Genomic DNA, 24,548 nt, shown 5'->3' with positions numbered 1-24,548 from the left:
GATCACCTCAACTTCGGTTGATGCCCGGCCAAACGACGACGGCGATACATCGCGAGCGCGCTTGCATGCGGCAAACCGCGCAGCCAATCGCGTAAGCCGGAGATCTCAGGACAATCGGCCGTACCGGCGGGCGCGATCAGCCAATCGCCGAGTCCGGATCCATCCTCCACGCGATCGCAGCGGTAGCCCGGATGGCGGCCTGGACCACGCGCGATCAGGACATCGACCTTGCCGTCGACCAACTCATGCAAGCCCGCGGGCTGCAGCACCCGCAAACCAATTTCCGCGTGGCTTGCACGAAATTCCTCCAGCTCCAGACGGCGGAGATCGAAGCTGCCGTGCACGCCCAATTGCAGCAGCATCGCACCCATCGGCTTCAATTGCGCGGTCGCATCCGCAATGCGACGAAAGCTGTCGGATATTTCGGGCAGATAGGCCTGGCCGGCCGCGGTCAGGATGAGTTGCTTATGCAGCCGTTCGAACAGGTGAACGCCCAGGCGCGCTTCCAGTGCTTTCACCTGCTGCCCCACGGCGGCAGGCGTCACATGCAGCTCATGCGCGGCCAGCTTGAAGCTGAGATGCCGCGCCGCAGCTTCGAAGGCGCGGAGCGCGTTGAGCGGTGGTAGGATGTAGGTCATTACCGTCTAGATTGTCACCTATAGACTGCAGCCTTGCAATAGATTTTCTCGCGCTGAACCGCAGCAACAATGCTTTGCTCCGCGGTGATGCCGACGGCTATGGTCGGCCGGCAATCCGGAGATCCCATGCCACGCCGTCCGTGCGGCGCGTTTGGCAGTCACCGATCTGAATGTCACAGAGCGCGTTTTGAAGGAAAACGGCGTCGACTTCGAAGCAACTGGCGCTGTCCGGCTGATTCCGCTTGCGGCGTCGTATGGTCTGGCGCTGGAACTCGTCGAGAGGTGCTCACCGCCGCCGGCGGCCTCGGCGTCGAGCATCTGGTCAAGATCAATACGTTCCGGCGGGCCGTTCACGGACGCGCAATGAGCAACGGGTGCACGTTTTCACCGCCTGCCATTTGCGGATTCGACGGCTCGAAGCGCTCACGCAATTCCCGCTTTTTGACGAGCGAGCGCGCAACAACAAAGGCGTCCTTCAGGCTTCTGGCTTGCCGGAGTGCCATGTTGAAAAAGGCATTGCCGAAATAGGTCCATTTAGCTTTGTCCCTGCAGCCGAACGATGGATGGTCGGCATCGGCCGCCGTGATTACCAGCGTGTCGGGGTTCGCGAGACGAGGGATAAAGATCCCGGAAAAGCAGGCCGAGATCACCACCACCTTGTATCGCATGTTGGTCCGGGCCAGCATATTGGCGAGATTAGACGGCGTGAGCATTTGCGTAAGCCGCCCCGCCTTGACTGCAAGGCCGGCGCGGGAGCCGTGCGAGGTGAGTATCAGAAACAGAATGTCGTTGTTGGCATCCAGCCCGTTGGACGCCGCTTGCAAGGACATGGCCAGGCCTTCGATCGTTGCGCCTCCACCTTTCTTCGAATTGTACTGCACGTTGATCGAGGCGCCCCCGAAACGGTTCGCTACGACCTGTGCTGCGCCGGTCGCCTCGCTTCTAAACACGCCTTGATCGCCGAAAAGGCCGAAGGACACCACGCTCACCTTGCGAGTATCCTCAACGGCGTGCACTGTCGAAACCGACAGCGCAACGATAAAAATAATAGCAATTAGCAGAGCGCCGATCCGGCTGATCCAACGTGGATGCACAGCATCACCAGAGCATTTTTCAACATCTTGGAACGTGATGATCGAAGACCGAGACCTCCATGGCGATGGCGTTTTAGTCGTGCCTGACGCCAGCGAGATCAAGCAGACTTCGGCAACGGGTCAAGAGGCGAGATCCTGTTCGTGTTACCTATGTCTCCTATTCCATCGAAAGGGGACTGGTCAGCATGATTGGCATATCTCATTTTCCGACGTTGGATAGCCTCGTTGACACGATTCTCAGCATTTTTAACGCGTTCGGTTGGCCTGTTGGACGCTCTGTTGTCAGATTCTTGGGCCTGGGCCTTTTGGCACCGCCTCGATCAGGAGCGCGAGCGCCTTGCTGAAGCCTGAAGTGGCGTAAAGTGCGCCTCGATAGTGCCCGAGACGCACGACGACGAGATCGTGCGAGGGAATGATCAGCGTGATCTGCCCGCCCGCGCCCGCCATATAATAGGCATCGCGCGGGACTGGATATTGCCCGTCGCCGTTGAGCCAGAAAAAAGCTCCATAGACCGGCCGATTGTCCGCGGCCCAGGCGGGCGCAAGCGTGCTGACGAATGTGGTGTAGCCCTCCGGGAGAATGCGCTCACCGTTCCAAACGCCTCCCTGAAGAAAGAGATTGCCAAGCCGCGCCCAATCGCGCCCGGAACCCAACCCGTAACCCTGTCCCAGAAGATTTCCGAACGGATCCGTTTCGATCACCATGGTACGGATGCCGAGCTTGTCGAACAGCGCCCGCTGAGGAAAAGAGAGATATTCGTCGCCGCGTTTTTCGACACCGAGCCGGATCAGATAGTTGATCAGGACCGGATCGGTGTTGCGATAGCGTCCGACCGTGTTGGGAGGCCATTGCAATGGCCGTGTCGCCGCGTAGTGAAAGGAATTGATGCCGCCAGTGTAAAGGTAGACGTGATCCGGGTAAGGACCCCTCGGGTCGTAGTCCGGATCTTGGGGCGCCCTGATCCGAAGCCCGCTCGACATGCGAAGGAGGTCCGCAATGCGTATTTTGGCGCGCGGGTCGCCGGGCGTTTGCCATTCAGGGATCGGTGCCGGCTGCTCCAAATCATATACGCCGTCTTTGACAAGAATGCCAAAGAGCGCTGCCGTAGTGCTCTTGCCCATGGACCAGCTTTCGAGCGGCGTCCGCGCCGTAACACCTTCGGCGTAGCGCTCGGCGATGAGGCGGCCTTTCCACGTCACAACGAACGCCGCGGTCAATCCTTCGGCCGGCTGGAACGCGGCATTCACCGCAGCTTTGAGTTTCTCGGCATCGATCTCGGTCGGCAACGGCTCTTGCGGCAGCTCGTCGCCCATGGGCCACATCTGGGTCGCGGGATCGGGCAATCGGCTCTTGACGGCGACCGGTTTGAAACTCACGTCGCTCTGGCCGATCGGCAACGTGACGCACCCCTGGCTCCCGAAATATTTGGCCGTCCGGGTCACGCCGCCAGGTAGCGAGACGTGGACTGCGTCGTTGGCGCGATCGATAACCGGCTTGCCGAGTTTCGCGCGCTGTCCGTAGGGCGCCGTGAAAAACCCGACATTCTCGGCCGCGAAATCGGGCGCCAGGCCGGTCATGAATACAGCTGAGCACATGACCTTCGCATATCCGGCGGCATGATGCGCCAAGGGGTCGCCTGGCGGCGGCACATAGGGCGTATCGAGTTCGAATGATTTCGCGCGGGCGATGAGCGGGTCTTTGGTGGGAACCTGTGCAGCCGCCGCCGTGCCGGTGAGAGCCGCAAGAATTGTCACCAGAAGACACTTATTCATGATCGTTCCCGGGATAGAACGAACGATAATCTTGTGGTTCAATTGCTGCGCATGCAACAGATCGATATGCCCTTACACGTATCTCAGTGAGAGTACTGGCCAGCCCTCGCCGCGCAGCATATCAGATCGGCGGAACAACCGCACGGCCGCTGGCTATGGCCGGCGACTTCCGTTTCGGGGTCATAACCGGACGCGACTGTGGCGCAGTCGCAGTCCCCTTTTTCAGAACTGTCGATTGAGCGTCATCGCCACGGACTGGTTGGTGACCTGCTCCCTTGCGTTGAGATAGGCAATCCCGCTACTCGCGAGCGGTCCACTCTGGTTTGAGAAGCTCACGACATTCGAGATGTAAAAGCTCGACGAGCGCGCATAGGTGTAATTGAAATCGAGGAACCAGCGCGGCGCAATCGCGTAGGTCGCGCCGATCTGCGCCGCGCCACCCCACACCCAATTTTCATTCGAAACGGTAACCGGCGCGCCGGTGACATCGAACAGCGATGAGCCGATCACCGCGAAGCCTACCCCATTATTGAACTTTGACTTGATCCCAAACAGCGCAGGGCCAGCGCCTGCATAGACCGTGGTCTTATCAAACGCGCGGCCAATGGTGGGAATGAGCGCAAGCTGATGCTGCAGGTTGAACTCCGCCGGAAGGATTGGCACGAAACCGACGAAGTTTACGGTCAATCCTCCCGTCGTGGTGAAGGACCCCGTCTGCGGAATGATCACGTTCTGCTTCGAGTTGTTATTCGCGTATTTGTAGGTGAATTTGATCCCTGCCAGCCAGGCGCCATCGCCGAGAGGAGCGATGTAGCCGAGCTGGATATCCGGCGCGATGCCAAATCTTTGCCGGTTGAAGTCGAAGAAAGGACCGCCAGCCTGCCCTTGCGCGACCAAGACCGGCCCGAGCGTGACGTTGGTGACTCCGGACACGCCCTGAAGCGATTGGTTGAAATCGGCCCAGTTGAGACTGCCGCCCACACCAACGTAGAACCCAGACCAGTTCCAGGCGGCCTGTCGCAGCGGTTGCGGTACCTTCACGGGGATGTCGGCTGCATGGACTGACGTCCCCGTCAGCGTGGCGAGAACACTGATGGCAATCGCGAACGTGCGCATGTCAGCCTCTTGCAGATTGTCAAAAGCTGGCAGCTATTGTGCACGCGCACTTCCCTTGAGGAACACCCTGAATATGGTGCCCTCGATCCATTCAAAGCCAGTATCAACCGATGGTTGCGCCGCGTCAGTCGCATCGGTTCTTGACGAGGCAGAGGCGGCATCCGTGCGGCTGTCATCACCCGCGAAAGCGGGTGATCCAGTATTCCAGAGACATCAGTGGCTGACCCGATATAGCGCGGCGTACTGGATCGCCCGGTCATCAAGCCGGGCGATGACAGCTCAGGGGCCTCAATAATTGCTCGCCGTCAGCTCGTTCGGTATCCCCTCGATCGGGCATTCGTCGGTGCCGACGGTCGGCCGCGTCAGCGCTTCGACCATCTCGCGGGTGCCTTCGGGGTCGGCGACCCACTTCGCATAGAAATCGTACGGGCATTCGGCGACGCCGCGCGCGCCGTCGCCGGAATTGATCATGCCGGTATAGCCGCGATGCAACAGCTTGAAGAGATGGTTCTGTGACTGGTTGTTGCGGCGCGCGTCGCGGATCAGGTTCTTCGACAGCCCCGCATACTGGATGCCGTATTCCTCCTCGCCGGTTTCACCCAGCGTGCGGCCGTCGAAGCCGATGATCGCGGAGTGGCCGAAATAGGAATAGACGCCGTCAAAGCCGGCTGCGTTGGCGACCGCGACATAGACATTGTTGGCCCAGGCCATCGCTTTGGAGATCAAGACCTGCTGTTCCTTGGCCGGATACATGTAGCCCTGGCAGCGCACGATCAGCTCGGCACCCTTCATCGCGCAGTCGCGCCAGATCTCCGGATAGTTGCCGTCGTCGCAGATGATCAGGCTGATCTTCAGCCCCTTCGGCCCTTCGGACACATAGGTGCATTTGCCGGGATACCAGCCTTCGATCGGCACCCACGGCATGATCTTGCGGTATTTCTGCACGATCTCGCCCTTGTCGTTCATCAGGATCAGGGTGTTGTACGGCGCCTTGTGCGGATGCTCCTCGTGGCGCTCGCCGGTGAGCGAGAAAACGCCCCACACCTTGGCCTTGCGGCAAGCTTCCGCGAAGATTTCGGTCTCGGCTCCGGGAACGGATGAGGCGGTGTCGTACATCTCCTTGGAGTCGTACATGATGCCGTGTGTGGAATATTCCGGGAAGATCACGAGATCCATGCCCGGCAGGCCGAGCTTCATGCCGACGATCATGTCGGCAATCTTGCGGGCGTTGTCGAGCACCTCGGCCTTGGTGTGCAGGCGCGGCATCTTGTAGTTCACGACGGCGACGCCGACCGTGTCGTGGCTGGAGGAAATGTCACCGTGAAGCATGGGATCGCCTCTTGTTCTCTTGGGTTTTCAGGGATCGCTAGTGGCTGATCATCCAGGGCCGCGCGGTCGGAAAGCCCTTGGCGCCGCCCTTCGTTTTGGTCATCAGCCGCGCCGGTTTTTTGGACGAACAGCAGCCGCATCCGGGCCTATGCGAAGCCTTGTATTCGGCCAGCGTCTTCGGCGCATGGACGCTGCGCTCGTTGGTGGCAATCGCTTTGCGTTTGTCTGCGGGCATGCAGAAGAATGCCGGCGCGGTCAGGATCACGCGCGGCGATGCAGTTTCGCATCGCGGGCAGTCCTGCGGATCGTCGCATTCGGCCATCGGCCGCATGTCCGTGAACGGGCCGCAAACGTTGCAGAGATATTCGTAGACGGGCATTGGACTCCTCGGAGGCAGCGAATGGCGAGTAGCGAATGGACTTGCAGCGGATGCGGGACGGCCGACACGCATGCCGTCCCGCATCCTTCTCGCGCTGGGTCACTTGTCCGGCGAGGTCGGCATCTGGATGTCGCCCGTGATGTGTTTGATCGGGCCTGCCGAGGACGGCATGATGTCGAAGTCGAAGATCTCCGTCGGCAGCCATAGCGTGGCGCAGGCGTTCGGCACGTCGACCACGCCCGAGATGTGGCCCTGACACGGCGCGGTGCCGAGGATCGAATAGGCCTGCGCGCCGGAATAGCCGAACTTCTTCAGGTATTCGATCGCGTTCAAACAGGCCTGGCGATAGGCGATGTGGACATCGAGGTAGTGCTGCTTGCCGGCTTCGTCCACCGAGATGCCCTCGAAGATCAGATAATCCTTATAGTTCGGCGTGATCGGCGACGGCTTGAAAACGGGATTCTTGATGCCGTATTTGGCGACGCCGTCCTTGATGACGTCGACTTTCAGATGCAGCCATCCTGCCATCTCGATGGCGCCGCAGAAGGTGATCTCGCCGTCGCCCTGGCTGAAATGCAGATCGCCCATCGAGAGGCCGCCGCCCGGCACATACACCGGGAAGTAGATTTTCGAGCCGCGCGACAAATCCTTGATGTCGCAATTGCCGCCATGCTCGCGCGGCGGCACCGTGCGCGCGCCCTCCGCGCCAACCTTGGCCTTCGCCTCGCCCTTGGCGCGGCCGGCATGCGCGGTCGCGGCGAACGGCGGATTGGCGAGACCGGGCACACGGGTCGGATTGGTCGAAATCAATTCGGCCTCGCGCGCATTCCATGTTGCCAGCATTTTTGGATCAGGCAGACAGCCGATCAGCCCGGGATGGATCAGGCCGGCAAAGGAAACGCCAGGCACGTGACGCGACGAGGTGTAGAGGCCCTTGATGTCCCAGATCGACTTCTGCGCCAGCGGGAAATGATCGGTGAGAAAGCCGCCGCCATTCTGCTTGGAGAAGAAGCCGTTGAAACCCCAGAGGCTCTCCTTCAGCGGACCAACATCGAGCAGATCGACCACGAGCAAATCGCCAGGCTCGGCGCCCTTGACGCCGATCGGGCCGGACAGGAAGTGCACGATCGACAGATCGATATCGCGGACGTCATCGGCGGAGTCGTTGTTCTTGATGAAGCCCCCAGTCCAGTCGTAGGTCTCGATAATGAAGTCGTCGCCGGGATTGACCCACGCCACGATCGGTATATCGGGATGCCATCGGTTATGGATCATGTCGTTCTCGTAGGCCGACTTGGTAAGATCGACCTTGATCAGTGTCTCTGGCATCGATAGCTCCCCTTTTTAGACAGCACGAGTTACGGTATTAGACGGACAGGAATTTCGAGACTTGCGCGGCATCGACGCTGTCGCGCGGATCGTCGCGGACGATCTCGCCGTTCTCGATGACGAGCACGCGATCGGCGATATCGAGCGCAAAGCTCAGCACCTGCTCGGAGACCACGATCGACAGGCCGCGCTCGTCGCGGATGCGCTTCAAGGTGCGCGCCATGTCCTTGATGATCGACGGCTGGATGCCCTCGGTCGGCTCGTCCAGCAGCAGCACTTTTGGCTTGGTGGCGAGCGCGCGGGCGATCGCCAGTTGCTGCTGCTGCCCGCCGGAGAGATTTCCGCCGCGGCGGCCCTTCATCTCCAGCAGCACCGGAAATAATTCATAGATATCTTCCGGCACCTCGGAGCCACCCGACACCACGAGCCCGGTTTCGATGTTCTCCTTCACCGTCATGTTCGAGAAGATCATCCGGCCCTGCGGCACATAGGCGAGGCCCTTGGCGACGCGCTCATAGCTCGGCAGCGCGCTGAGCTCGGCGCCGTCCATGCTGACAGAGCCGCTCTTGGTCGGCACGATGCCCATCAGCGATTTCATCAGCGTGGTCTTGCCCATGCCGTTGCGGCCCATGATCGCAACGATCTCGTTAGGCGCGACCGAAACGTTGAGGCCGTGCAGCACCTCGCTCTGGCCGTAGGCGACGTGAAGGTTGGAGATAGCCAGCATCGACGCGCTCCTTAGTGACCCAAATAGACTTCAATGACCTTCGGATCGTTCTTGACCTTCTCCATCGTCCCCTCAGAAAGTATCTGGCCCTGGTGCAGCACCGTGACCTTGTGGGCGATGTCCTCGACGAATTTCATGTCATGCTCGATCACAAGCACCGAGCGGTCCTTGATAATGCGGTTGAGCAATTCGGCGGTCTTGGCGCGCTCGGCGACGCTCATGCCGGCGACCGGCTCGTCGAGCATCAGGAGTTCCGGGTCCTGGATCAGCAGCATGCCGATCTCCAGCCATTGCTTCTGGCCGTGGCTGAGCTGGTCGGCATAGGTGTCGAGACGGTCCTGCAGGAAGATCATCTCCGCAACCTCTTCGACGCGCTGCTTCACGGCGCTATCGCGCTGAAAGGCGAGCGAGCCGAACACAGTGCGGCCGCGCGGATAGGAAATCTCCAGGTTTTCGAACACGGTGAGGTCTTCGAACACCGACGGCGTTTGAAATTTGCGGCCCACACCGGTCTGCACGATCTGGTTCTCTTTCAGCTTCGTCAGCTCCTTGCCGCGAAACTGGATCGAACCTGATGTCGCCTTGGTCTTTCCGCAAATCAGGTCGAGCACCGTGGTCTTGCCCGCTCCGTTGGGGCCGATAATGACGCGGATCTCGTTCTCCTCGACATAAAAGGAGAGGTTGTTGACCGCCTTGAAGCCGTCGAAGGAAACGGTGAGCGCCTCGACCGCAAGCAGGAAGGGCTTGGGCTGGTGACCGATGAGCATGATCTATCCCCTCATTTCTGCCAGTGTGGCATCGGCACTGCGGTGACCGATGAGCATGATCTATCTCCTCATTCTGCCAGTGTGGCATCGGCACCGGGGTGACCGATGAGCATGATCTATCTCCTCACTCCGCCGGTGCGCCGTCGGCGACGGAATTCCAGCCGTCTTTCGGTTTCGATTTGCGTGATGCCAGGAGGCGATCGATGCGCGGCTGCACGTGGTCCTGCCAGATGCCGGACAAGCCGTTCGGGAAGGCCAGCACGACTGCGATGAACAGCGCGCCAAGGCCAAACAGCCAGAGCTGCGGGAAGGATTCCGAAAGGCTGGTCTTGGCGAAGTTCACCAATATCGACCCCCACACCGCGCCGAAGATCGACATCCGACCGCCGACCGCGGTGTAGATCACCATCTCGATCGATGGCACGATGCCGACAAAGGACGGCGACATGAAACCGACATTGAGCGCGAACATGGCGCCGCCGATCGCCGCGAAGATCGCAGCCATGCAGAAGGCAAAGATCTTGAAGTTGGCGACGCTGTAACCGGAGAAGCGAACGCGGTCTTCCTGCTCGCGCATCGCCACCAGGATACGGCCGAGCTTGGTCAGGCGGATGAACTGGGCGATGCCGATGCAGGCGAACAGCAGAACCACCTCGACGAAGTACAGGATGACCTTGGCATGATCCGGCCGGATGTCCCATCCCTTGAGGGTGCGCAGGTCGGTCATGCCGTTGATGCCGCCGGTGTAGCCCTGCTGTCCCACGATCAGGATGGTCATAATCGCGGCGATGGCCTGGGTGATGATCGCAAAGTAAGTGCCGCCGACGCGGCGCTTGAACATCGCGGTGCCGATGATCAAGGCGAACAGTCCGGGCACCAGGATGATTGCGGCGATGGTGAACGTGAGACTGTGGAAGGGCTGCCAGAAGAATGGCAGCGCGGTGACCTGATTCCAGTCCATGAAGTCGGGAATGCCTGGCGTCGACTGGATCTTGGTGTTCTCGACGCTGGAAGCTTCCAGCTTGAGGAACATCGCCATGCAGTAGCCGCCGAGGCCGAAGAACACCCCCTGCCCCAGGCTTAAGATGCCGCCATAGCCCCAGCATAGCACCAGCCCGATCGCGACAAAGGCGTAGGTCAGATATTTCGCGACCAGGTTGAGACGGAACACATCCAGCGACAGCGGCAGGATCACGAACAGAATGGCGGCCAGCGCAATGAAGCCGATGAGCTCGGACCTGTTGAAGAAGCGTGAGTTGATGATCATGACCTGGCCTGCTTTTTGTTATTTGCGGACTTTGAGGGCGAACAGGCCTTGCGGCCGCAGCATCAGGATTCCGACCACGGCGAGCAGCGTGAGCACCTTGGCCATCGAGCCCGACATGAAGAATTCCAGCGTCGACTGGGTCTGCGAGATCGAGAAGGCGGAGGCGATGGTGCCGAGCAGGCTGGCGGCGCCGCCGAACACGACGACCAGGAAGGTATCGACGATGTAGAGCTGGCCCGACGTCGGCCCGGTCGAGCCGATCATGGTGAAGGCGCTTCCGGCGATGCCGGCGATGCCGCAACCGAGTCCGAAGGTGAAGCGGTCGACCTTCTCGGTATTGATGCCGACCGCACCGGCCATGATGCGGTTCTGCACCACAGCGCGGACCTGACGGCCCCAGCGCGATTTGTACAGAACGTAGGCGACCACGATCGTGATCAGCACCGTCAGCCCCATCACGAAGACGCCGTTGATCGGAACCTCGATGCTGTCGGTCACCTTGAGCGAGCCCAGCATCCACTGCGGCAGCTCGACGCCGACCTCGCGCGGACCGAAGATCGAACGATAGGCCTGCTGCAGCATCAGGCTGAGGCCCCAGGTTGCGAGCAGCGTATCGAGCGGTCTTTTATAGAGGTGCCGTATCAGCACCCACTCCACCAGCATTCCGAGCGCGCCGGAGGCAAGGAAGGCCAACATCATTGCGAGGAAGAAGTAGCCGCTGAACAGACTTGGCAGAAAGGACTGGAATAAGTTCGATGTCATCCAGGTGACGTAGGCCCCGAGGATCATGAACTCGCCATGCGCCATGTTGATGACGCCCATCTGGCCGAAGATGATCGCAAGACCGAGCGCCATCAGCACGTAAACGGAGAACAGGATCAGGCCCGCAAAGCCCTGCATGACGAAGATGGAGCCCAGATCGCCAATCGAGTATTCGCCGAACATCTGATTTCTCCGTTGGGGAAAGGGTCCCGCGCCGCGAGCAAAGTCGCGGCGCGGGGTCGTCAAGCGCGGATTGACGGTCCACGCCAGGGAGCTGGTGCTCGGAGAGAAGCCGCTGATGATGGCGGCGCTTACTGGTAACCCTTCGGAAACGGATCGGGCTCGACCAAATCAGCGGTCTCAAAGATCAGTTCGAACTGACCATCGAGCTTGGCGCGGCCGACGCGCGTCTTCGACCAGAGGTGATGGTTCTCATGGATGCGCACGTAGCCCTCGGGTGCGCCCTTGAACTCGACACCGGCTGAGGCTGCTGCGATCTTGTCGACGTCGAAGCTGCCGGCTTTCTCGCAAGTCAACTTCCACAGCCAAGGGCCGAGATAGGCGGCCTGCGTGACGTCGCCGATCACGGTCTTCTCGCCCCACGCCTTCTTGAAGGCCGGAACGAAATTCTTGTTGTTGGCGTTGTCGAGCGACTGGAAGTACTTCATGCAGGCATAGGCGCCCGCGATGTTCTCGCCGCCGATACCGTCGATTTCGTCCTCGGTCACCGAGATCGTCAGCAGCGCCTGCTTGGAGAGATCGACACCGGCCGCCTTGAGCTGCTTGTAGAAGGCAACGTTGGAGCCGCCGACGACGTCGGTGAAGATGACGTCGGGCTTGGTGAGCTTGATCTTGTTGATGACCGAATTGAATTGCGTAGAGCCGAGCGCGTAATATTCCTCGCCGACGACCTTGCCCTTCAGCACGTTCTCGACATGCTTGCGCGCGATCTTGTTCGAGGTGCGCGGCCAGATGTAATCCGAACCGATAAAGAAGAATGATTTGGCGCCCTTCTCCTTGGCGATCCAGTTCAGGCCCGCGAGAATCTGCTGGGTGGCTTCCTGGCCGGTGTAGATGACGTTCTTTGACTGCTCGAGGCCTTCATAGAAGGTCGGGTAGTAGAGCATGCCGTTATACTGCTCGACGACAGGCAGCACCGCCTTGCGCGAGGCCGAGGTCCAGCAGCCCATGATGGCCGCGACCTTGTCGTTGACGAGCAGCTTCTTGGCCTTCTCCGCAAATGTCGGCCAGTCGCTGGCGCCGTCTTCCTGGATGAACTTGATCTTGCGCCCGAGCACACCGCCGGCGGCGTTGATCTGTTCGATCGCGAGCTTTTCGGCCTGGATCGAGCCGGTCTCCGAGATCGCCATCGTGCCGGTGGCCGAGTGCAGGATGCCGACGGTAACTTCCGTATCGGTGACCGCAAGGCCCGTGGTGTTGACGGTAGCGGTCGCGGGACCGGCCCCGAAGGAGGGCCGCGGAAGGATCGAAACGAGCGGCAATGCCGCCGCCCCCATCAGCAGTTTGCGGCGAAGCGGCGACCGCAGGTCCTTGTTCGGTTCGTCTGACATGAGCACCCCATTTGTTTCGAGAACGCTTATTGGTCAGGCGAGGATTGCCCAGAATTGTGCACTGCACAGATACGTGGGATTGCGTATACTGCACCGCAAAATAGCGACGTAGATTTTGGTACGGAGTTTGCTGGCACTAGGCGGGGTCGATTGAGCGGGCAGGAGCAGCATCAGTGGCAGGGCGGCAGCGGATAGACCGCGTCAGGCGCCAGTATAATCAATGGGTTGCGAACCAGACCCTGGAAGACTACGCGCTGCGCTTCACCGCCAAGAGCGCGCGGCGATGGTCCGCCGCCCGCGTTGCCAATACTGCGTTAGGTGCGATCTCATTTCTGGCGCTGGAAGCGATCGGCGGCACGATTACGCTGAATTACGGCGCCACCAACGCCACCGTGGCGATCCTCGTTGTCAGCGTCATCATTTTCTTCTGCGGCCTGCCGATTGCCTATCATGCTGCCAAGTGCGGCATCGATATTGATCTGCTGACCCGCGGCGCGGGCTTCGGCTATATCGGCTCGACCATCACCTCGCTGATCTACGCCTCCTTCACCTTCATCTTCTTCGCGATCGAGGCCGTGATCCTCGCTTCCGCGCTGGAAATGTGCTTCGGCATCCCGCGCCCCATTGGTTATCTCATCAGCGCCGTCGTCATCATTCCGCTGGTGACCTACGGCATCACGCTGATCAGCCGCTTCCAATTGTGGACGCAGCCGATCTGGATCATCCTGCATATCCTCCCGTTCGTTGCTATCGCCTATGCCAATCCGCATTCATTCGCAGAGTGGCGCAAATTTTCCGGCGAGCATGGCGATCCCGCCGGTCAGCTCGATCTCCTACTGTTCGGTACTGCCGCTTCAGTCGTGTTTTCGCTAGTCGCGCAGATCGGCGAGCAGGTCGATTTCCTGCGCTTTCTGCCGCGCGATCGCCGCACCTCGCGGACGTCATGGTGGATCTCGCTGCTGATCGCGGGCCCCGGCTGGATCCTGTTCGGCGCGCTGAAGCTCCTGCTTGGCTCGTTCCTCGCCTTCTTCGCGATCAGCCACGGCCTCTCCACCGAACAGGCCGCCGAGCCGGCGCATATGTATCTCGAGGCGTTCCGCTACGTGCTGTCGCAGCCGGACATGGCGCTGGCACTGACAGGTCTTTTCGTCATCCTCTCGCAGATCAAGATCAACGTCACCAACGCCTATGCGGGCTCGATCGCATGGTCGAACTTCTTCTCGCGGCTGACCCACAGCCATCCTGGACGCGTGGTGTGGCTCGTCTTCAACGTGCTGGTCGCGCTGCTGCTGATGGAGATCGGTGTCTACAAAGCGCTGGAGCAGACGCTGGCGCTCTATTCCAACGTGGCGATTGCCTGGGTCGGCGCGCTGGTTGCCGATCTCGTCGTCAACAAGCCGCTGGGCCTGCGGCCGCAGCATATCGAGTTCAAGCGCGCGCATCTCTGCGACATCAATCCAGTCGGCGTCGGCGCGATGACGATTGCGACCATCATCTCGATCTCGGCGTTCTATGGCCTGTTCGGACCGACGGCTAAAGCGCTCTCCGCCTTTGTCGCGCTCGCGGTCGCGTTCGTCACCGCGCCGCTGATCGCATGGGCGACCGACGGCAAATATTACATCGCGCGAAAGCCGAAGCGGAGCTGGCAGAATCTCGAAGCAATTCAGTGCTGCATCTGCGAGCATTCGTTCGAGCCGGAGGACATGGCCTCCTGCCCGGCCTATGCCGGGCCGATCTGCTCGCTGTGCTGCTCGCTCGATGCGCGATGCCACGATCTCTGCAAGCCGCATGCACGCGCCGGGGCACAGGTCTCGGACTTGCTTGGGATATTATTGCCGGAGACGATCTATGCGCGGATCAACTCGCAAGTGGGGCATTATCTCGGCGTATTCGCGGTTTCCGCCGGCCTGGTCGGACTGACGCTGGGGCTGATTTACCTGCAGACCTCGTCAACGCTGCCTCTCGACAATGTCCAGATATCCGACGTGTTGTGGAAGGTGTTCTTTGCGCTCACCATCATCATCGGTGTGGTGGCGTGGCTGTTCGTTCTGGCGCAGCAAAGCCGCCGCGCGGCGGAGGCGGAGACGCGGCGGCAGACCGCGCTCTTGATTCAGGAAATCGACGCGCACAAGCGCACCGACGCTGAGCTGCAGCGCGCCAAGGAGGTCGCGGAGTCCGCCAACCTCGCCAAGAGCCGCTATGTGGTGGGGCTGAGCCATGAGCTGCGCTCGCCGCTCAACGCCATTTCGGGCTATGCGCAATTGCTGGAGCAGGATTCAAGTCTCGCTACCAAGCCGCGCGATCAGGTGCGCGTGGTCCGCCGCAGCGCCGATCATCTGTCGGGGCTGATCGACGGCATTCTAGATATTTCCAAGATCGAGGCGGGCCGGCTCTATCTTTCGCGCGACGAGGTGCGGCTCGGCGAATTCCTCGATCAGCTCGTCGGCATGTTTCGCGTGCAGGCTGCCGCCAAGGGCATCGATTTCGTATTCAAGCGGCCGGCGGTGCTGCCCGTCGTGGTCTATGCCGACGAGAAGCGGTTGCGGCAGGTACTGATCAATCTTTTGTCGAATGCGTTGAAATTCACGCAAGTGGGCAGCGTGCAATTCGTCGTCCATTACCGCAGCCCGGTCGCGGAATTCGAAATCATCGATACAGGCCCCGGCATTCAGGCGGACGATCTCGAGCGCATCTTTGCACCCTTCGAGCGCGGCGCGCTCGGCGTGTCGCAGCCGCAGACCGGTACCGGGCTCGGCCTCACCATCAGCCGTCTGCTCGCGGGCGTGATGGGCGGCGATATCAAGGTGACGAGTGAGGTCGGGACCGGCAGCACGTTCCGCGTGAAAATCCTGCTGTCGGAGGTGACCAATCCAACGCGGATCGCACCGGTGGAGGCGCCGATCTTCGGCTATCACGGGCCGCGCAAGACGATTCTGATCACCGATGACGACCCGACCCATCGCGACCTTCTGCGCGAGGTGCTGGCGCCGCTCGGCTTCATCCTGCTCAGCGCGCCCGATGGACCTGGATGTCTCGCGCTGGCGCAGCACTGCCGGCCCGATCTGTTCCTGCTCGACATCTCGATGGCTGGGATGGACGGATGGACTGTCGCTGAAACGCTACGCGCAACCGGTCATCATCAGGCGCGCATTCTAATGGTGTCAGCGAGCGCGCTGGAAGCGCACGGCGCGCCGCTGGCACAGCCGTTCCACGACGGCTATCTGATGAAGCCGATCGACATTCCACGGCTGCTCGAAGCCATCCGGCAATTGCTCAAGCTCGAATGGCAGCATGAAGCCGAACAGCCCGCCCTGCCCCGCTGGAAGCCGGAGACCGGCTCGCGGCCGCCCGTGAAGTATGTCGAGGAACTGATCGGGCTCGGGCAACTCGGCTATATCAGGGCCATCCAGCTCAAGCTCGACGAGATTGGCAATGATTATCCCGAGCACGCCGACTTCGTCTCGCAGATGCGCGGCCTGATCGATCGCTTCGATCTCGACCAGTACATGGCGACCCTGAAAGCGCTGCACAGCTATGATCATTGAAACGAAAAAGCGCGACGTCGCTCTCGTGGTCGACGATTCCCCGGAGACGCTGCGGCTGCTCACGGATGCGCTCGACGGCGCGGGCATGACGGTCATGGTCGCGCTGGATGGTGCTTCCGCGATGCGGATCGTCGACCAGATCACGCCAGACATCGTGCTGCTCGACGCCGTCATGCCCGGCATCGACGGCTTTGAAACCTGCCGGCGGCTGAAGCGCGATGCCGGGCTCGACCATGTGCCGATCATCTTCATGACGGGCCTGGCCGAAACCGAACACATCGTCCGTGGGCTGGAGGCCGGCGGCGTCGACTATGTGACCAAGCCGATCGCGGTCGAGGAGATGTTGGCGCGGATCCGCGTTCACCTTGCGAACGCGCGGCTGACCCAGAGCGCCCGCGCCGCGCTCGACGTTTCCGGCCGCTATCTGCTCGCCGTGAACGGCGCGGGCAAGCTGATGTGGGCGACGCCGCAGGCGCAGAAGCTGTTGTCAGACGCGCTTTCGAGCGAAGGCGACGCTGTCGTGTTGCCGGACCCGATCCCGCAATGGCTCGAGCAGGCGCGCAAGGGCAAGGCAGGATCGAAAGCCACCGTGATCGCGGCACTGCCCGGCAACGAGCCGCTCCGCCTGCAATATATGGGCAAGCTCGGCGCCAACGAATTCCTGCTGCGGCTCGCCAAAGATTCCGGCGCCGATGCGCCTGCGGAATTCTCCAGCGAATTGGGGCTGACCACGCGCGAAGGCGAAGTGCTGTCGTGGCTCTCCAAGGGCAAGACCAACCGCGACATCGCGCAGATTCTCGGCCTCTCCCCGCGCACCGTCGACAAGCATCTGGAGCAGATCTACGCCAAGCTCGGCGTCGAGAACCGCACTGCAGCGGCGGCAATCGCGGTGAATGCGAAGAACAGGAGGGGGTGACGGGGTGGTTGCGCTCCTTCTCCCCGTTCTTCACGGGGAGAGGGAGAAGGGCCGCTGCGCCCTCCGTCGTCATTGCGAGCGCAGCGAAGCAATCCATAGCGCCGCAAGCGGAGAGATGGATTGCTTCGTCGCTGCGCTTCTCGCAATGACGGTGGACAGTCAGTTTGCTGCGGTTAACTGAGGCTGTTGTCGAGAATTGAGAGCGCTCTCCGCAACCAGCCGCTTCAACTCCGGAATGCACGAACCGCAATTGGTGCCCGCCTTCAGCTTCGCACCGATATCGGCTGCCGACCGTGCGCCGGCGGAGATGGCCTCGCCGATCGTGTTGCGGCCGACGCCGAAGCAGGCGCAGACGATCGGGCCGGCATTGGCGAGGCCGTCGGCGGATTTACCTGACAACAGCATCCGGCGCTGGTCACCGCCCAGCCTATCCGCTGCAAACAGGTCCTTGACCACGTTCCAGTCCCCGGCGTCGTGCGCGGGGCCGATAAACAGGCAGCTATCGATGCGGTCACCGTCGAAGCACGCCGCGCGATAGACGCCGCCGCCGAAATCCTTGTATTCGGCGAGGTCGTCGGTCGCGATGGCTTGCAGCCAGGACTGCCAGCCGGTGAGATCGGCATTGTCGGCGAAGAGATAGCCGTAGCCGCCTTGGATGGCGACCCGCGCCACCCAGGCGTGCGCCGGGAATTCGATCGGCCGGCGCGATAGCGCAAAGCCGCGGAACACATATTCGTACGGCGCGATCGAAGCCGGCGTCGCCTTGTTCTCGGGCTGGCCCGAGAACGGATCGGTGACGGGCGCCACCAGTGAGCCGACGCGGGCGCCGGTCGCATTCGCCTCGCTCCAGTGGATCGGCGCAAACAGCATGCCGCGCTGCTGGCGCGCGCTGACGACAACGCGAAGCGTGCATTGCCCGTAATCGGTCGTGACGCGGGCGAAATCACCGTCGGCGACGCCGTAACGCGCGGCATCGTCAGGGTGAACTTCGACGAACGGCTCCGGCAGATGCTGGCCGAGCCGCGGGCTCTCCCCCGTGCGGGTCATGGTGTGCCACTGGTCGCGGATGCGGCCGGTGTTCAGCCGCAGCGGCCGTGCAGGCGTAGTCTCGGTGCGCAACGCAGGGACTTCCGGCGCGATGAAGCGGGCCTTGAAGTCGCTCGAGAAGAAGCCGCCTTCGGCAAAGAATCGCGCCTGCGGATCGGCGCCCTGCCGGATCGGCCATTGCACCGGCGCCATCGCGTCGAAATCACTATCCGACAGCGATTGCAGCGCGCCGATATCGAAATCGCGCGCGCCCTCGTTCTCGAATGCCGAGAGCGCGGCGTGCTCGCGAAAGATATCGGCTACTGAGGCGAAACTGAAAGCCGCGCCGAAGCCGAGGCGCCTCGCGACCTCCCCCATTATCCACCAATCGGGCTTGGCCTCTCCCGGCGCCGGAAGAAACGCGCGCTGCCGCGAGATGCGGCGCTCCGAGTTGGTCACGGTGCCGGATTTCTCGCCCCACGCCAGCGCCGGCAGCAGCACGTGCGCGCCGGCATCCACCGTGTCGTTGGAAATCACGTTCTCGGAAATCACGAACAGATCGAGCTTCTTTAGGGCGTCGCGGACGCCGTCGGCATTCGGCAGCGACACCGCCGGGTTGGTGCCCATCACCCACAACGCCTTGATCTCGCCGCGCGCGATCGCTTCGAACATCTGCACCGCCTTGAGCCCCTCATGGGTCGCGATGCGCGGCGCCTTCCAGAACCGGCGCACACGATCGATGTCGGGCGGCGTGAAGCCCATGTGCGCGGCGAGCTGGTTGGCGAGACCGCCGACCTCGCGGCCGCCCATCGCATTGGGCTGCCCGGTCAGCGAGAACGGCGATGCGCCGGGCAGGCCGATCCGCCCGGTCGCGAGGTGGCAGTTGAGGATGGCGTTGACCTTGTCGGTGCCCTGCGCCGACTGGTTGACGCCCTGCGAGTAAAGCGTCACCACGCGCGGCGTGTTCGCGAACATTTGAAAGAACGTCGCGACGTCCTGCTCGGAGAGGCCGGTCGCCAGCGCGGTGGCGCCGACGCTACCGGCCATGCTGCGGGCACGGGCGATGGCGTCATCGACGCCGGTCGTGTGAAGCGCGATGTAGTCACGGTCGAGCACGCCACTATCTGCGAGGTAAACCAGCAGGCCGCTGAATAGCGCGGCATCAGTGCCTGGCTTCAATCCGAGAAACAGATCGTCATCGCCGACGGTGTCGGTGCGGCGCGGATCGATCACCACCATGCGCGCGCCGCGCTTCTGTTTGTTCACGAGCATGCGCTGGTACAGCACCGGGTGGCACCATGCCGCGTTGGAGCCGACCAGCACCAGAAGGTCGGCCTCGTCGAGATCCTCGTAGCACCCAGGCACGGTGTCGGCGCCGAAGGCTCGGCGGTGGCCGGCGACGGAGGACGCCATGCAGAGCCGCGAATTGGTGTCGACATTGGCGCTGCCGACAAACCCCTTCATCAGCTTGTTGGCGACATAATAGTCTTCCGTCAGCAACTGGCCGGAGAGATAGAACGCGACCGCGTCCGGGCCGTCGCGTGCGATGATGTGCTGGAAGCGGTGCGCAACGTGGTCCAGCGCGTCGCTCCACGCTACCCGCTCCATCTTCCCTTCGCCGCAGCGGATCATCGGATAGAGCAGCCGATTGGAAAGCCCCAGCGTCTCCCCGAGCGCCGAGCCCTTTGAGCACAACCGGCCGAAATTGGCGGGATGATCAGGATCGCCCGATATCGCCGCCCCGCCTCGCCCGTCCGGCGTCGCCAGAATGCCGCAGCCGACGCCGCAATAGGCGCAGGTGGTTTTGACAGCGCGAAGGTCGGGAGCGACGATGGTCATGCGGGTAACCCGATCATGCAGCTTCCGAACGCATCGCGAGCGAGCGGCCGAACATCATGTCGGCACGAATTCGGGCCGTCGGCTGCTGCATACGGATCAATTCGTGATACCAGAGCGCATCAGTGACATCTCCGATCAGCACCGCGCCGGTCAGGCGCCCGTCGGCAATCACGAGCTTCTTGTAGGTGCCACGGTTGATGTCTGATAGCACGATGCTTTCGCTACCCTCGCCGCCGATGAAATCCCCGGCGGAGAACACGCTGACGCCGGAAACTTTCAGATTGGTCGCGACGATGCTGCCGGCATACGACGCTTCGCGCCCGGCAAGATGCCGCGCCAGCAGCCTCGCCTGCTCATAGGCCGGCTCGACCAGGCCGTAGCAGACGCCGCGATGCTCGGCGCATTCGCCGATGGCAAAGATGCCGGACGCGCCGGTTTGCAGATGGTCGTCGACCACGATGCCGCGGTTGACAGGGATGCCGGCTTCCTTCGCCAGCGCGATATTCGGCCGGATGCCGGCGGCAAAGATCACGGCATCGGCCGGAATCAGGCGACCGTCCGCCAGTTCGACGTCCTCAACGCGCGTCTCGCCGTGGATGCGCGCAGTGTTGGCGTTGAGCAGGATCTCGATGCCCTTGCGCTCGACGATGGATTTGAGGAGCGCCGCCGCTGGTGCATCGAGCTGGCGCTCCATCAGGCGGTCGATCAGGTGCACGAGCGTGACCGGCGCGCCGGCTTTGGCAAGGCCATAGGCCGCTTCGAGGCCGAGCAAGCCGCCGCCGACCACCACCACGCGCCTTTTCTGTGCGGCAAGCGCAAGAAGAAGGTCGACGTCGCGGCTGTCGCGGAACGTATGTACGCCGGCGAGATCGGCGCCCGCCATGTTCAGCCGCAGCGGGGACGATCCTGTCGTCAGCACCAGCTTCGAGAACGGAATGCTTTCGTCGTTCTCGATCTTGAGTTCACGGCGGCCGACATCGATCTCGGTCGCCAGGCAGCCATATTTCAGCGTGACGCCGCGGTCGCGCCACCAGGATGCCGGCCGCAATTCGATGTCCTGCGACGTTGTCTCGCCGGCCAGCACCGATGACAACAGCACGCGGTTGTAGGCAAGGCGCGGCTCGTCGCCGATCACGGCGACGGCGTAGCGGCCCAGGGCCACCTTGGTGAGTTCGTCGACCAGCCGGGCTGCGGCCATGCCGTTGCCGACAATGACAAGCGGTTCGCTCATGGCGCGTCCTCACCCGGCGGATTGTGCGCGAAACTACGCCGCCTCGACGAAGCGATGCCGCTCGTAGAGGAATTCGAGCACGCGCTGGCGGCACTTGAGGTAGCCGGGGTTGGTTGCCAGCTCGAGCCGCTTGCGCGGCCGCGCCAGCGGCACTTCCAGCACCTCGCCGATCCGCGCGCTCGGGCCGTTGGTCATCATCACGATGCGGTCCGACAGCAGCACGGCCTCGTCGACGTCGTGCGTGATCATCAGGATGGTGTTGCCGAGCTTCTGATGCAGCGCCATCACCGAGTCCTGCAGATGCGCGCGCGTCAGCGCATCGAGCGCGCCGAAGGGCTCGTCGAGCAGCAGCACCTTCGGCTCCATCGCGAGCGCCCGCGCAATGCCGACGCGCTGCTTCATGCCGCCGGAGATTTCTGATGGACGCTTATCCTTGGCGTGCGCCATCTGCACAAGATTGAGATTGTGCATCACCCAGGCGTCGCGCTCGGCCCGCGTCTTGGTCGAGGCGAACACCTTGTCGACGCCAAGCTTGACGTTTTCATAGACCGTCAGCCAGGGCAGCAGGCTGTGGTTCTGGAACACCACCGCGCGATCCGGTCCCGGCGAGTTGACCTCGCGGTTTTCTAGCAGGACGCCGCCCTGCGTCGCGTTGGTGAGGCCTGCAACGATATTGAGCAAGGTGGACTTGCCGCAACCGGAATGGCCGATGATCGAGACGTATTCGCCCTTCTCGATCGTCAGGTTGATGTCCTTCAGCACCTCGGTCGTGGCGTTGCCGCGGGTGAAGGTCTTGTCGATGTGGTCGAGCTTCAGATAGGCCTGCATGACATTCTCCTTCAGTTCAGCGCGGTGCCGCGGGTCACGATCTTCGCCAGTCCCGCGATCAGGCGGTCGAGCACGAAGCCGATGATGCCGACGTAGAACAGCGCGAGGATGATTTCGCTGATGTGCGAGGAGTTCCAGGCGTCCCAGATGAAGAAGCCGATGCCGACGCCGCCGATCAGCATTTCAGCTGCGACGATCGCCAGCCACGACAACCCGATGCCGATGCGAAGACCGGTGAAGATGTAAGGCGCGGCCGCCGGGATCATGATCTTGGAGAAGAACTCCAGCGGGTTGAGCTGCACCACCGCTGCGACGTTGCGATAGTCCTGCGGGATGTTGCGGATGCCGACGGCGGTGTTGATGATGATCGGCCACACCGAGGTGATGAAGATCACGAAGATCGCCGAGGGCTGGCCATCGCGGAATGCAGCAAGCGACAGCGGCAGCCATGCCAGCGGCGGGATGGTGCGCAAGACCTGAAACAGCGGATCGAGCCCGCGCATCGCCCAGACCGACTGCCCGACCAGCGTGCCGAGCGCGACGCCGACGACAGCGGCGATCGAATAACCGTATGCGACGCGCTGCAGCGAGGCGGACAAATGCCAGAACAGGCCCTTGTCGATGCCGCCATTGTCGAAGAACGGATCGAAGATCAGTTCCTTTGTGTCCTTGAAGACTTTTGATGGCGGCGGCAGCGTCGAGCCGGTACGACGACAGACCAACTCCCAGAACAGCATCAACAGCGCGAGCACGATCAGCGGCGGCACGACGCGTATCGCGGCTTCTTTTATCATCTTGATGTACTTCTCCGCGCGCGGCGCTTGCTTCGGCGTCATCGTCACCACCGGCGCCGCCGTGACTGGCGATGCGGTCGGAATGGCCACAGCAGTGGCTTCGGCTTTGATCGCAGGCATCGTCATTGAAAATGTGTCTCCGTGTTCAAAGAGGGCGGGCCGCACGCTCCTTTACGCGCGGCCCGGACTTGATCAGACATCAACACGCTTGATCGAAAGCGACTTCAGATACGCAGCCGGATTCTCCGGATCGAACACCTTGCCGTCGAAGAAGGTCTCCTTGCCGCGCGACTTCGAGGCCGGGATGTCGGATGCGGCGACACCGAGCGTCTTGGCCGCGTCACGCCACATATCCTCGCGGTTGACCTTAGCGATCAGCGCCTTGCTGTCGAAGCCCGCTTCATACTTGCCCCAGCGGATGTCCTCCGTCATGAACCAGAGATCATGGCTCTGGAACGGATAGGACGCGTGATCGCGCCAATATTTCATGATGTGCGGCGAGTTCTCGACGACCTTGCCCGGAATGCCGTAGTCGAACTTGCCGGCCGAACGATCGTAAACGTCTTCGACCGGGCAGTTCATCCACTGCCGCTTGCCCATGATGGTGGCGAGCTCTTTCTTGTTCTCGGCCTTGTCTGCCCATTGCTGCGCCTCCATAACAGCCATCAGGATCGCCTTGGCGGCTTTCGGATTCTTGTCGACCCAGGCTGCGCGCATACCGAACGACTTCTCCGGATGCTTGTTCCAGAGCTCGCCGGTGTTGACAGCGGTGTAGCCGATGCCCTGGTTGATGAGCTGTAGATTCCAGGGTTCGCCGACGCAGAAAGCGTCCATCGTGCCGACCTTCATGTTGGCAACCATTTGCGGCGGCGGCACCACGATAGTCTCCACATCCTTGTCGGGGTCGATGCCACCGGCCGCGAGCCAGTAGCGAATCCAGAGATCGTGCGTACCGCCCGGGAAAGTCATTGCGACCTTCGCCGCCTTGCCGGCAGCCTTCTTCTGCTCGAACACCGCCTTGAGCGGCGAGGAGTCGACTCCGATTTGCAGGTTGGCGTACTCCTTTGCGATCGAGATGCATTGCGCATCGAGATTGAGCCGCGCCAGGATGTACATCGGCGTCGGGACGTTATTCTGCGTCACCTTGCCGGCCGAGATCAGGTAAGGCATCGGCGTCAGGATGTGGGCGCCGTCGATGCCATTGCCTTCACTGCCGAGCACGAGGTTGTCGCGGGTCGTGCCCCACGAGGCCTGTTTGGCGACTTCGACATCGGGCATTCCGTGCTTGGCGAAAAATCCTTTGTCCTTGGCAACGAACAATGGCCCTGCGTCGCTAAGCGCAATGAACCCGAGTGTCGCCTTGGTGACTTCCGGACCCGCGCCCTGCGCGAACGCGCCGGCGGGGAAGTTCAGCTTGGCGGCGGCGAGCAGTGCTGCCGTCCCGCCGGTCGCCTTCAGAAGCTGGCGGCGGCTGAAACCGCGGCGCGAGGTCGGATGGGTAGGCTTCGTCATTGGTAGTGCGCTCCTTTGCGTGTGAATGGGGCCCTCCGTTTCGTGTCGCCGCGCGAGACGCATAAGGGCGCGCGCCGGGGATGCCCCGGACGTGCGGCGTCACGA

At 62.0% G+C, this 24,548-nt stretch carries 19 protein-coding genes; 2 read left to right on the top strand and 17 right to left on the bottom strand.

The features are described 5' to 3' along the window. Positions 1 to 2 precede the first annotated feature (2 nt). The 12 genes from J6524_RS22755 to urtA all read right to left on the bottom strand — a co-directional run bounded on the left by J6524_RS22755 (position 3) and on the right by urtA (position 12,752). Positions 3 to 638: a LysR family transcriptional regulator gene (locus tag J6524_RS22755; RefSeq protein WP_225674605.1), complete on the bottom strand. Its 636-nt coding sequence runs from the start codon at positions 636 to 638 to the stop codon at positions 3 to 5. Positions 639 to 988: 350 nt separating this feature from the next. Then, on the bottom strand, positions 989 to 1,834 hold the full coding sequence (locus J6524_RS22750) for a C13 family peptidase (protein ID WP_225674603.1): 846 nt from the start codon (positions 1,832 to 1,834) through the stop codon (positions 989 to 991). A gap of 180 nt (positions 1,835 to 2,014) precedes the next feature. Beyond that, on the bottom strand, positions 2,015 to 3,505 hold the full coding sequence (locus J6524_RS22745; protein ID WP_225674601.1) for a serine hydrolase domain-containing protein: 1,491 nt from the start codon (positions 3,503 to 3,505) through the stop codon (positions 2,015 to 2,017). Positions 3,506 to 3,727: 222 nt separating this feature from the next. Next, complete coding sequence (locus J6524_RS22740; protein ID WP_225674599.1) at positions 3,728 to 4,621, bottom strand: outer membrane protein; 894 nt, start codon at positions 4,619 to 4,621, stop codon at positions 3,728 to 3,730. A gap of 288 nt (positions 4,622 to 4,909) precedes the next feature. Then, entirely contained in the window at positions 4,910 to 5,950 is a 1,041-nt protein-coding gene (locus tag J6524_RS22735) for an aliphatic amidase (protein WP_225674597.1), read from the bottom strand. Between the two features lie 37 nt (positions 5,951 to 5,987). After that, positions 5,988 to 6,329 (bottom strand): FmdB family zinc ribbon protein, encoded by a 342-nt coding sequence (locus tag J6524_RS22730; protein ID WP_225674595.1) that lies wholly within the window; start codon positions 6,327 to 6,329, stop codon positions 5,988 to 5,990. 99 nt (positions 6,330 to 6,428) lie between these two features. Beyond that, complete coding sequence (gene fmdA / locus J6524_RS22725) at positions 6,429 to 7,658, bottom strand: formamidase (protein ID WP_225674593.1); 1,230 nt, start codon at positions 7,656 to 7,658, stop codon at positions 6,429 to 6,431. A gap of 37 nt (positions 7,659 to 7,695) precedes the next feature. Beyond that, positions 7,696 to 8,385 carry an urea ABC transporter ATP-binding subunit UrtE gene (gene urtE, locus J6524_RS22720; protein WP_225674591.1) on the bottom strand — a complete coding sequence of 230 codons (690 nt, stop codon included), beginning with the start codon at positions 8,383 to 8,385 and terminating at the stop codon, positions 7,696 to 7,698. A gap of 11 nt (positions 8,386 to 8,396) precedes the next feature. Then, positions 8,397 to 9,152 (bottom strand): urea ABC transporter ATP-binding protein UrtD, encoded by a 756-nt coding sequence (gene urtD / locus J6524_RS22715; RefSeq protein WP_225674589.1) that lies wholly within the window; start codon positions 9,150 to 9,152, stop codon positions 8,397 to 8,399. Positions 9,153 to 9,276: 124 nt separating this feature from the next. Continuing rightward, complete coding sequence (urtC, locus tag J6524_RS22710; protein WP_225674587.1) at positions 9,277 to 10,419, bottom strand: urea ABC transporter permease subunit UrtC; 1,143 nt, start codon at positions 10,417 to 10,419, stop codon at positions 9,277 to 9,279. A gap of 18 nt (positions 10,420 to 10,437) precedes the next feature. Continuing rightward, entirely contained in the window at positions 10,438 to 11,364 is a 927-nt protein-coding gene (urtB, locus tag J6524_RS22705) for an urea ABC transporter permease subunit UrtB (protein ID WP_225674585.1), read from the bottom strand. 128 nt (positions 11,365 to 11,492) lie between these two features. After that, entirely contained in the window at positions 11,493 to 12,752 is a 1,260-nt protein-coding gene (gene urtA, locus J6524_RS22700; RefSeq protein ID WP_225674583.1) for an urea ABC transporter substrate-binding protein, read from the bottom strand. A gap of 173 nt (positions 12,753 to 12,925) precedes the next feature. Here urtA and J6524_RS22695 point away from each other — a divergent pair, with 173 nt between their 5' ends. Both J6524_RS22695 and J6524_RS22690 read left to right on the top strand, forming a co-directional pair. Next, a complete protein-coding gene (locus J6524_RS22695) occupies positions 12,926 to 16,297 on the top strand; it encodes a hybrid sensor histidine kinase/response regulator (protein WP_225674581.1) in 3,372 nt (1,123 codons plus the stop codon). Then, on the top strand, positions 16,287 to 17,213 hold the full coding sequence (locus J6524_RS22690; RefSeq protein ID WP_225674579.1) for a response regulator: 927 nt from the start codon (positions 16,287 to 16,289) through the stop codon (positions 17,211 to 17,213). The genes J6524_RS22695 and J6524_RS22690 overlap by 11 nt, the downstream gene beginning before the upstream one ends. 159 nt (positions 17,214 to 17,372) lie before the next feature. Here the strand turns inward: J6524_RS22690 and J6524_RS22685 are convergent, their stop codons facing one another. The 5 genes from J6524_RS22685 to J6524_RS22665 form a co-directional block, all read right to left on the bottom strand. Next, on the bottom strand, positions 17,373 to 20,078 hold the full coding sequence (locus tag J6524_RS22685; RefSeq protein ID WP_225674576.1) for a nitrate reductase: 2,706 nt from the start codon (positions 20,076 to 20,078) through the stop codon (positions 17,373 to 17,375). A 13-nt stretch (positions 20,079 to 20,091) separates the two neighbouring features. Beyond that, positions 20,092 to 21,309, bottom strand: a complete 1,218-nt coding sequence (locus J6524_RS22680) for an NAD(P)/FAD-dependent oxidoreductase (protein WP_225674574.1) — start codon at positions 21,307 to 21,309, stop codon at positions 20,092 to 20,094. Positions 21,310 to 21,342: 33 nt separating this feature from the next. Next, entirely contained in the window at positions 21,343 to 22,137 is a 795-nt protein-coding gene (locus J6524_RS22675; protein ID WP_225674572.1) for an ABC transporter ATP-binding protein, read from the bottom strand. Between the two features lie 11 nt (positions 22,138 to 22,148). Beyond that, complete coding sequence (ntrB, locus tag J6524_RS22670; RefSeq protein WP_225674570.1) at positions 22,149 to 23,057, bottom strand: nitrate ABC transporter permease; 909 nt, start codon at positions 23,055 to 23,057, stop codon at positions 22,149 to 22,151. Between the two features lie 66 nt (positions 23,058 to 23,123). Next, complete coding sequence (locus J6524_RS22665; protein WP_225674568.1) at positions 23,124 to 24,443, bottom strand: CmpA/NrtA family ABC transporter substrate-binding protein; 1,320 nt, start codon at positions 24,441 to 24,443, stop codon at positions 23,124 to 23,126. Positions 24,444 to 24,548: the final 105 nt, after the last annotated feature.

It is taken from the genome of Bradyrhizobium hereditatis, assembly GCF_020329435.1.
Lineage (GTDB): Bacteria > Pseudomonadota > Alphaproteobacteria > Rhizobiales > Xanthobacteraceae > Bradyrhizobium > Bradyrhizobium hereditatis.
Note: the sequence above shows the minus strand (reverse complement) of the source record. Positions and strands in the feature narration are given on the sequence as shown.

Coding starts and splice junctions, on each gene's coding strand:
- J6524_RS22735 (WP_225674597.1), bottom strand. CDS start 5,950: ATGCTTCACGGTGACATTTCCTCCAGCCACGACACGGTCGGCGTCGCC.
- J6524_RS22755 (WP_225674605.1), bottom strand. CDS start 638: ATGACCTACATCCTACCACCGCTCAACGCGCTCCGCGCCTTCGAAGCT.
- J6524_RS22745 (WP_225674601.1), bottom strand. CDS start 3,505: ATGAATAAGTGTCTTCTGGTGACAATTCTTGCGGCTCTCACCGGCACG.
- urtB (WP_225674585.1), bottom strand. CDS start 11,364: ATGTTCGGCGAATACTCGATTGGCGATCTGGGCTCCATCTTCGTCATG.
- J6524_RS22680 (WP_225674574.1), bottom strand. CDS start 21,309: ATGAGCGAACCGCTTGTCATTGTCGGCAACGGCATGGCCGCAGCCCGG.
- fmdA (WP_225674593.1), bottom strand. CDS start 7,658: ATGCCAGAGACACTGATCAAGGTCGATCTTACCAAGTCGGCCTACGAG.
- J6524_RS22690 (WP_225674579.1), top strand. CDS start 16,287: ATGATCATTGAAACGAAAAAGCGCGACGTCGCTCTCGTGGTCGACGAT.
- J6524_RS22665 (WP_225674568.1), bottom strand. CDS start 24,443: ATGACGAAGCCTACCCATCCGACCTCGCGCCGCGGTTTCAGCCGCCGC.
- J6524_RS22740 (WP_225674599.1), bottom strand. CDS start 4,621: ATGCGCACGTTCGCGATTGCCATCAGTGTTCTCGCCACGCTGACGGGG.
- urtA (WP_225674583.1), bottom strand. CDS start 12,752: ATGTCAGACGAACCGAACAAGGACCTGCGGTCGCCGCTTCGCCGCAAA.
- J6524_RS22730 (WP_225674595.1), bottom strand. CDS start 6,329: ATGCCCGTCTACGAATATCTCTGCAACGTTTGCGGCCCGTTCACGGAC.
- J6524_RS22675 (WP_225674572.1), bottom strand. CDS start 22,137: ATGCAGGCCTATCTGAAGCTCGACCACATCGACAAGACCTTCACCCGC.
- J6524_RS22685 (WP_225674576.1), bottom strand. CDS start 20,078: ATGACCATCGTCGCTCCCGACCTTCGCGCTGTCAAAACCACCTGCGCC.
- ntrB (WP_225674570.1), bottom strand. CDS start 23,057: ATGACGATGCCTGCGATCAAAGCCGAAGCCACTGCTGTGGCCATTCCG.
- urtE (WP_225674591.1), bottom strand. CDS start 8,385: ATGCTGGCTATCTCCAACCTTCACGTCGCCTACGGCCAGAGCGAGGTG.
- urtC (WP_225674587.1), bottom strand. CDS start 10,419: ATGATCATCAACTCACGCTTCTTCAACAGGTCCGAGCTCATCGGCTTC.
- urtD (WP_225674589.1), bottom strand. CDS start 9,152: ATGCTCATCGGTCACCAGCCCAAGCCCTTCCTGCTTGCGGTCGAGGCG.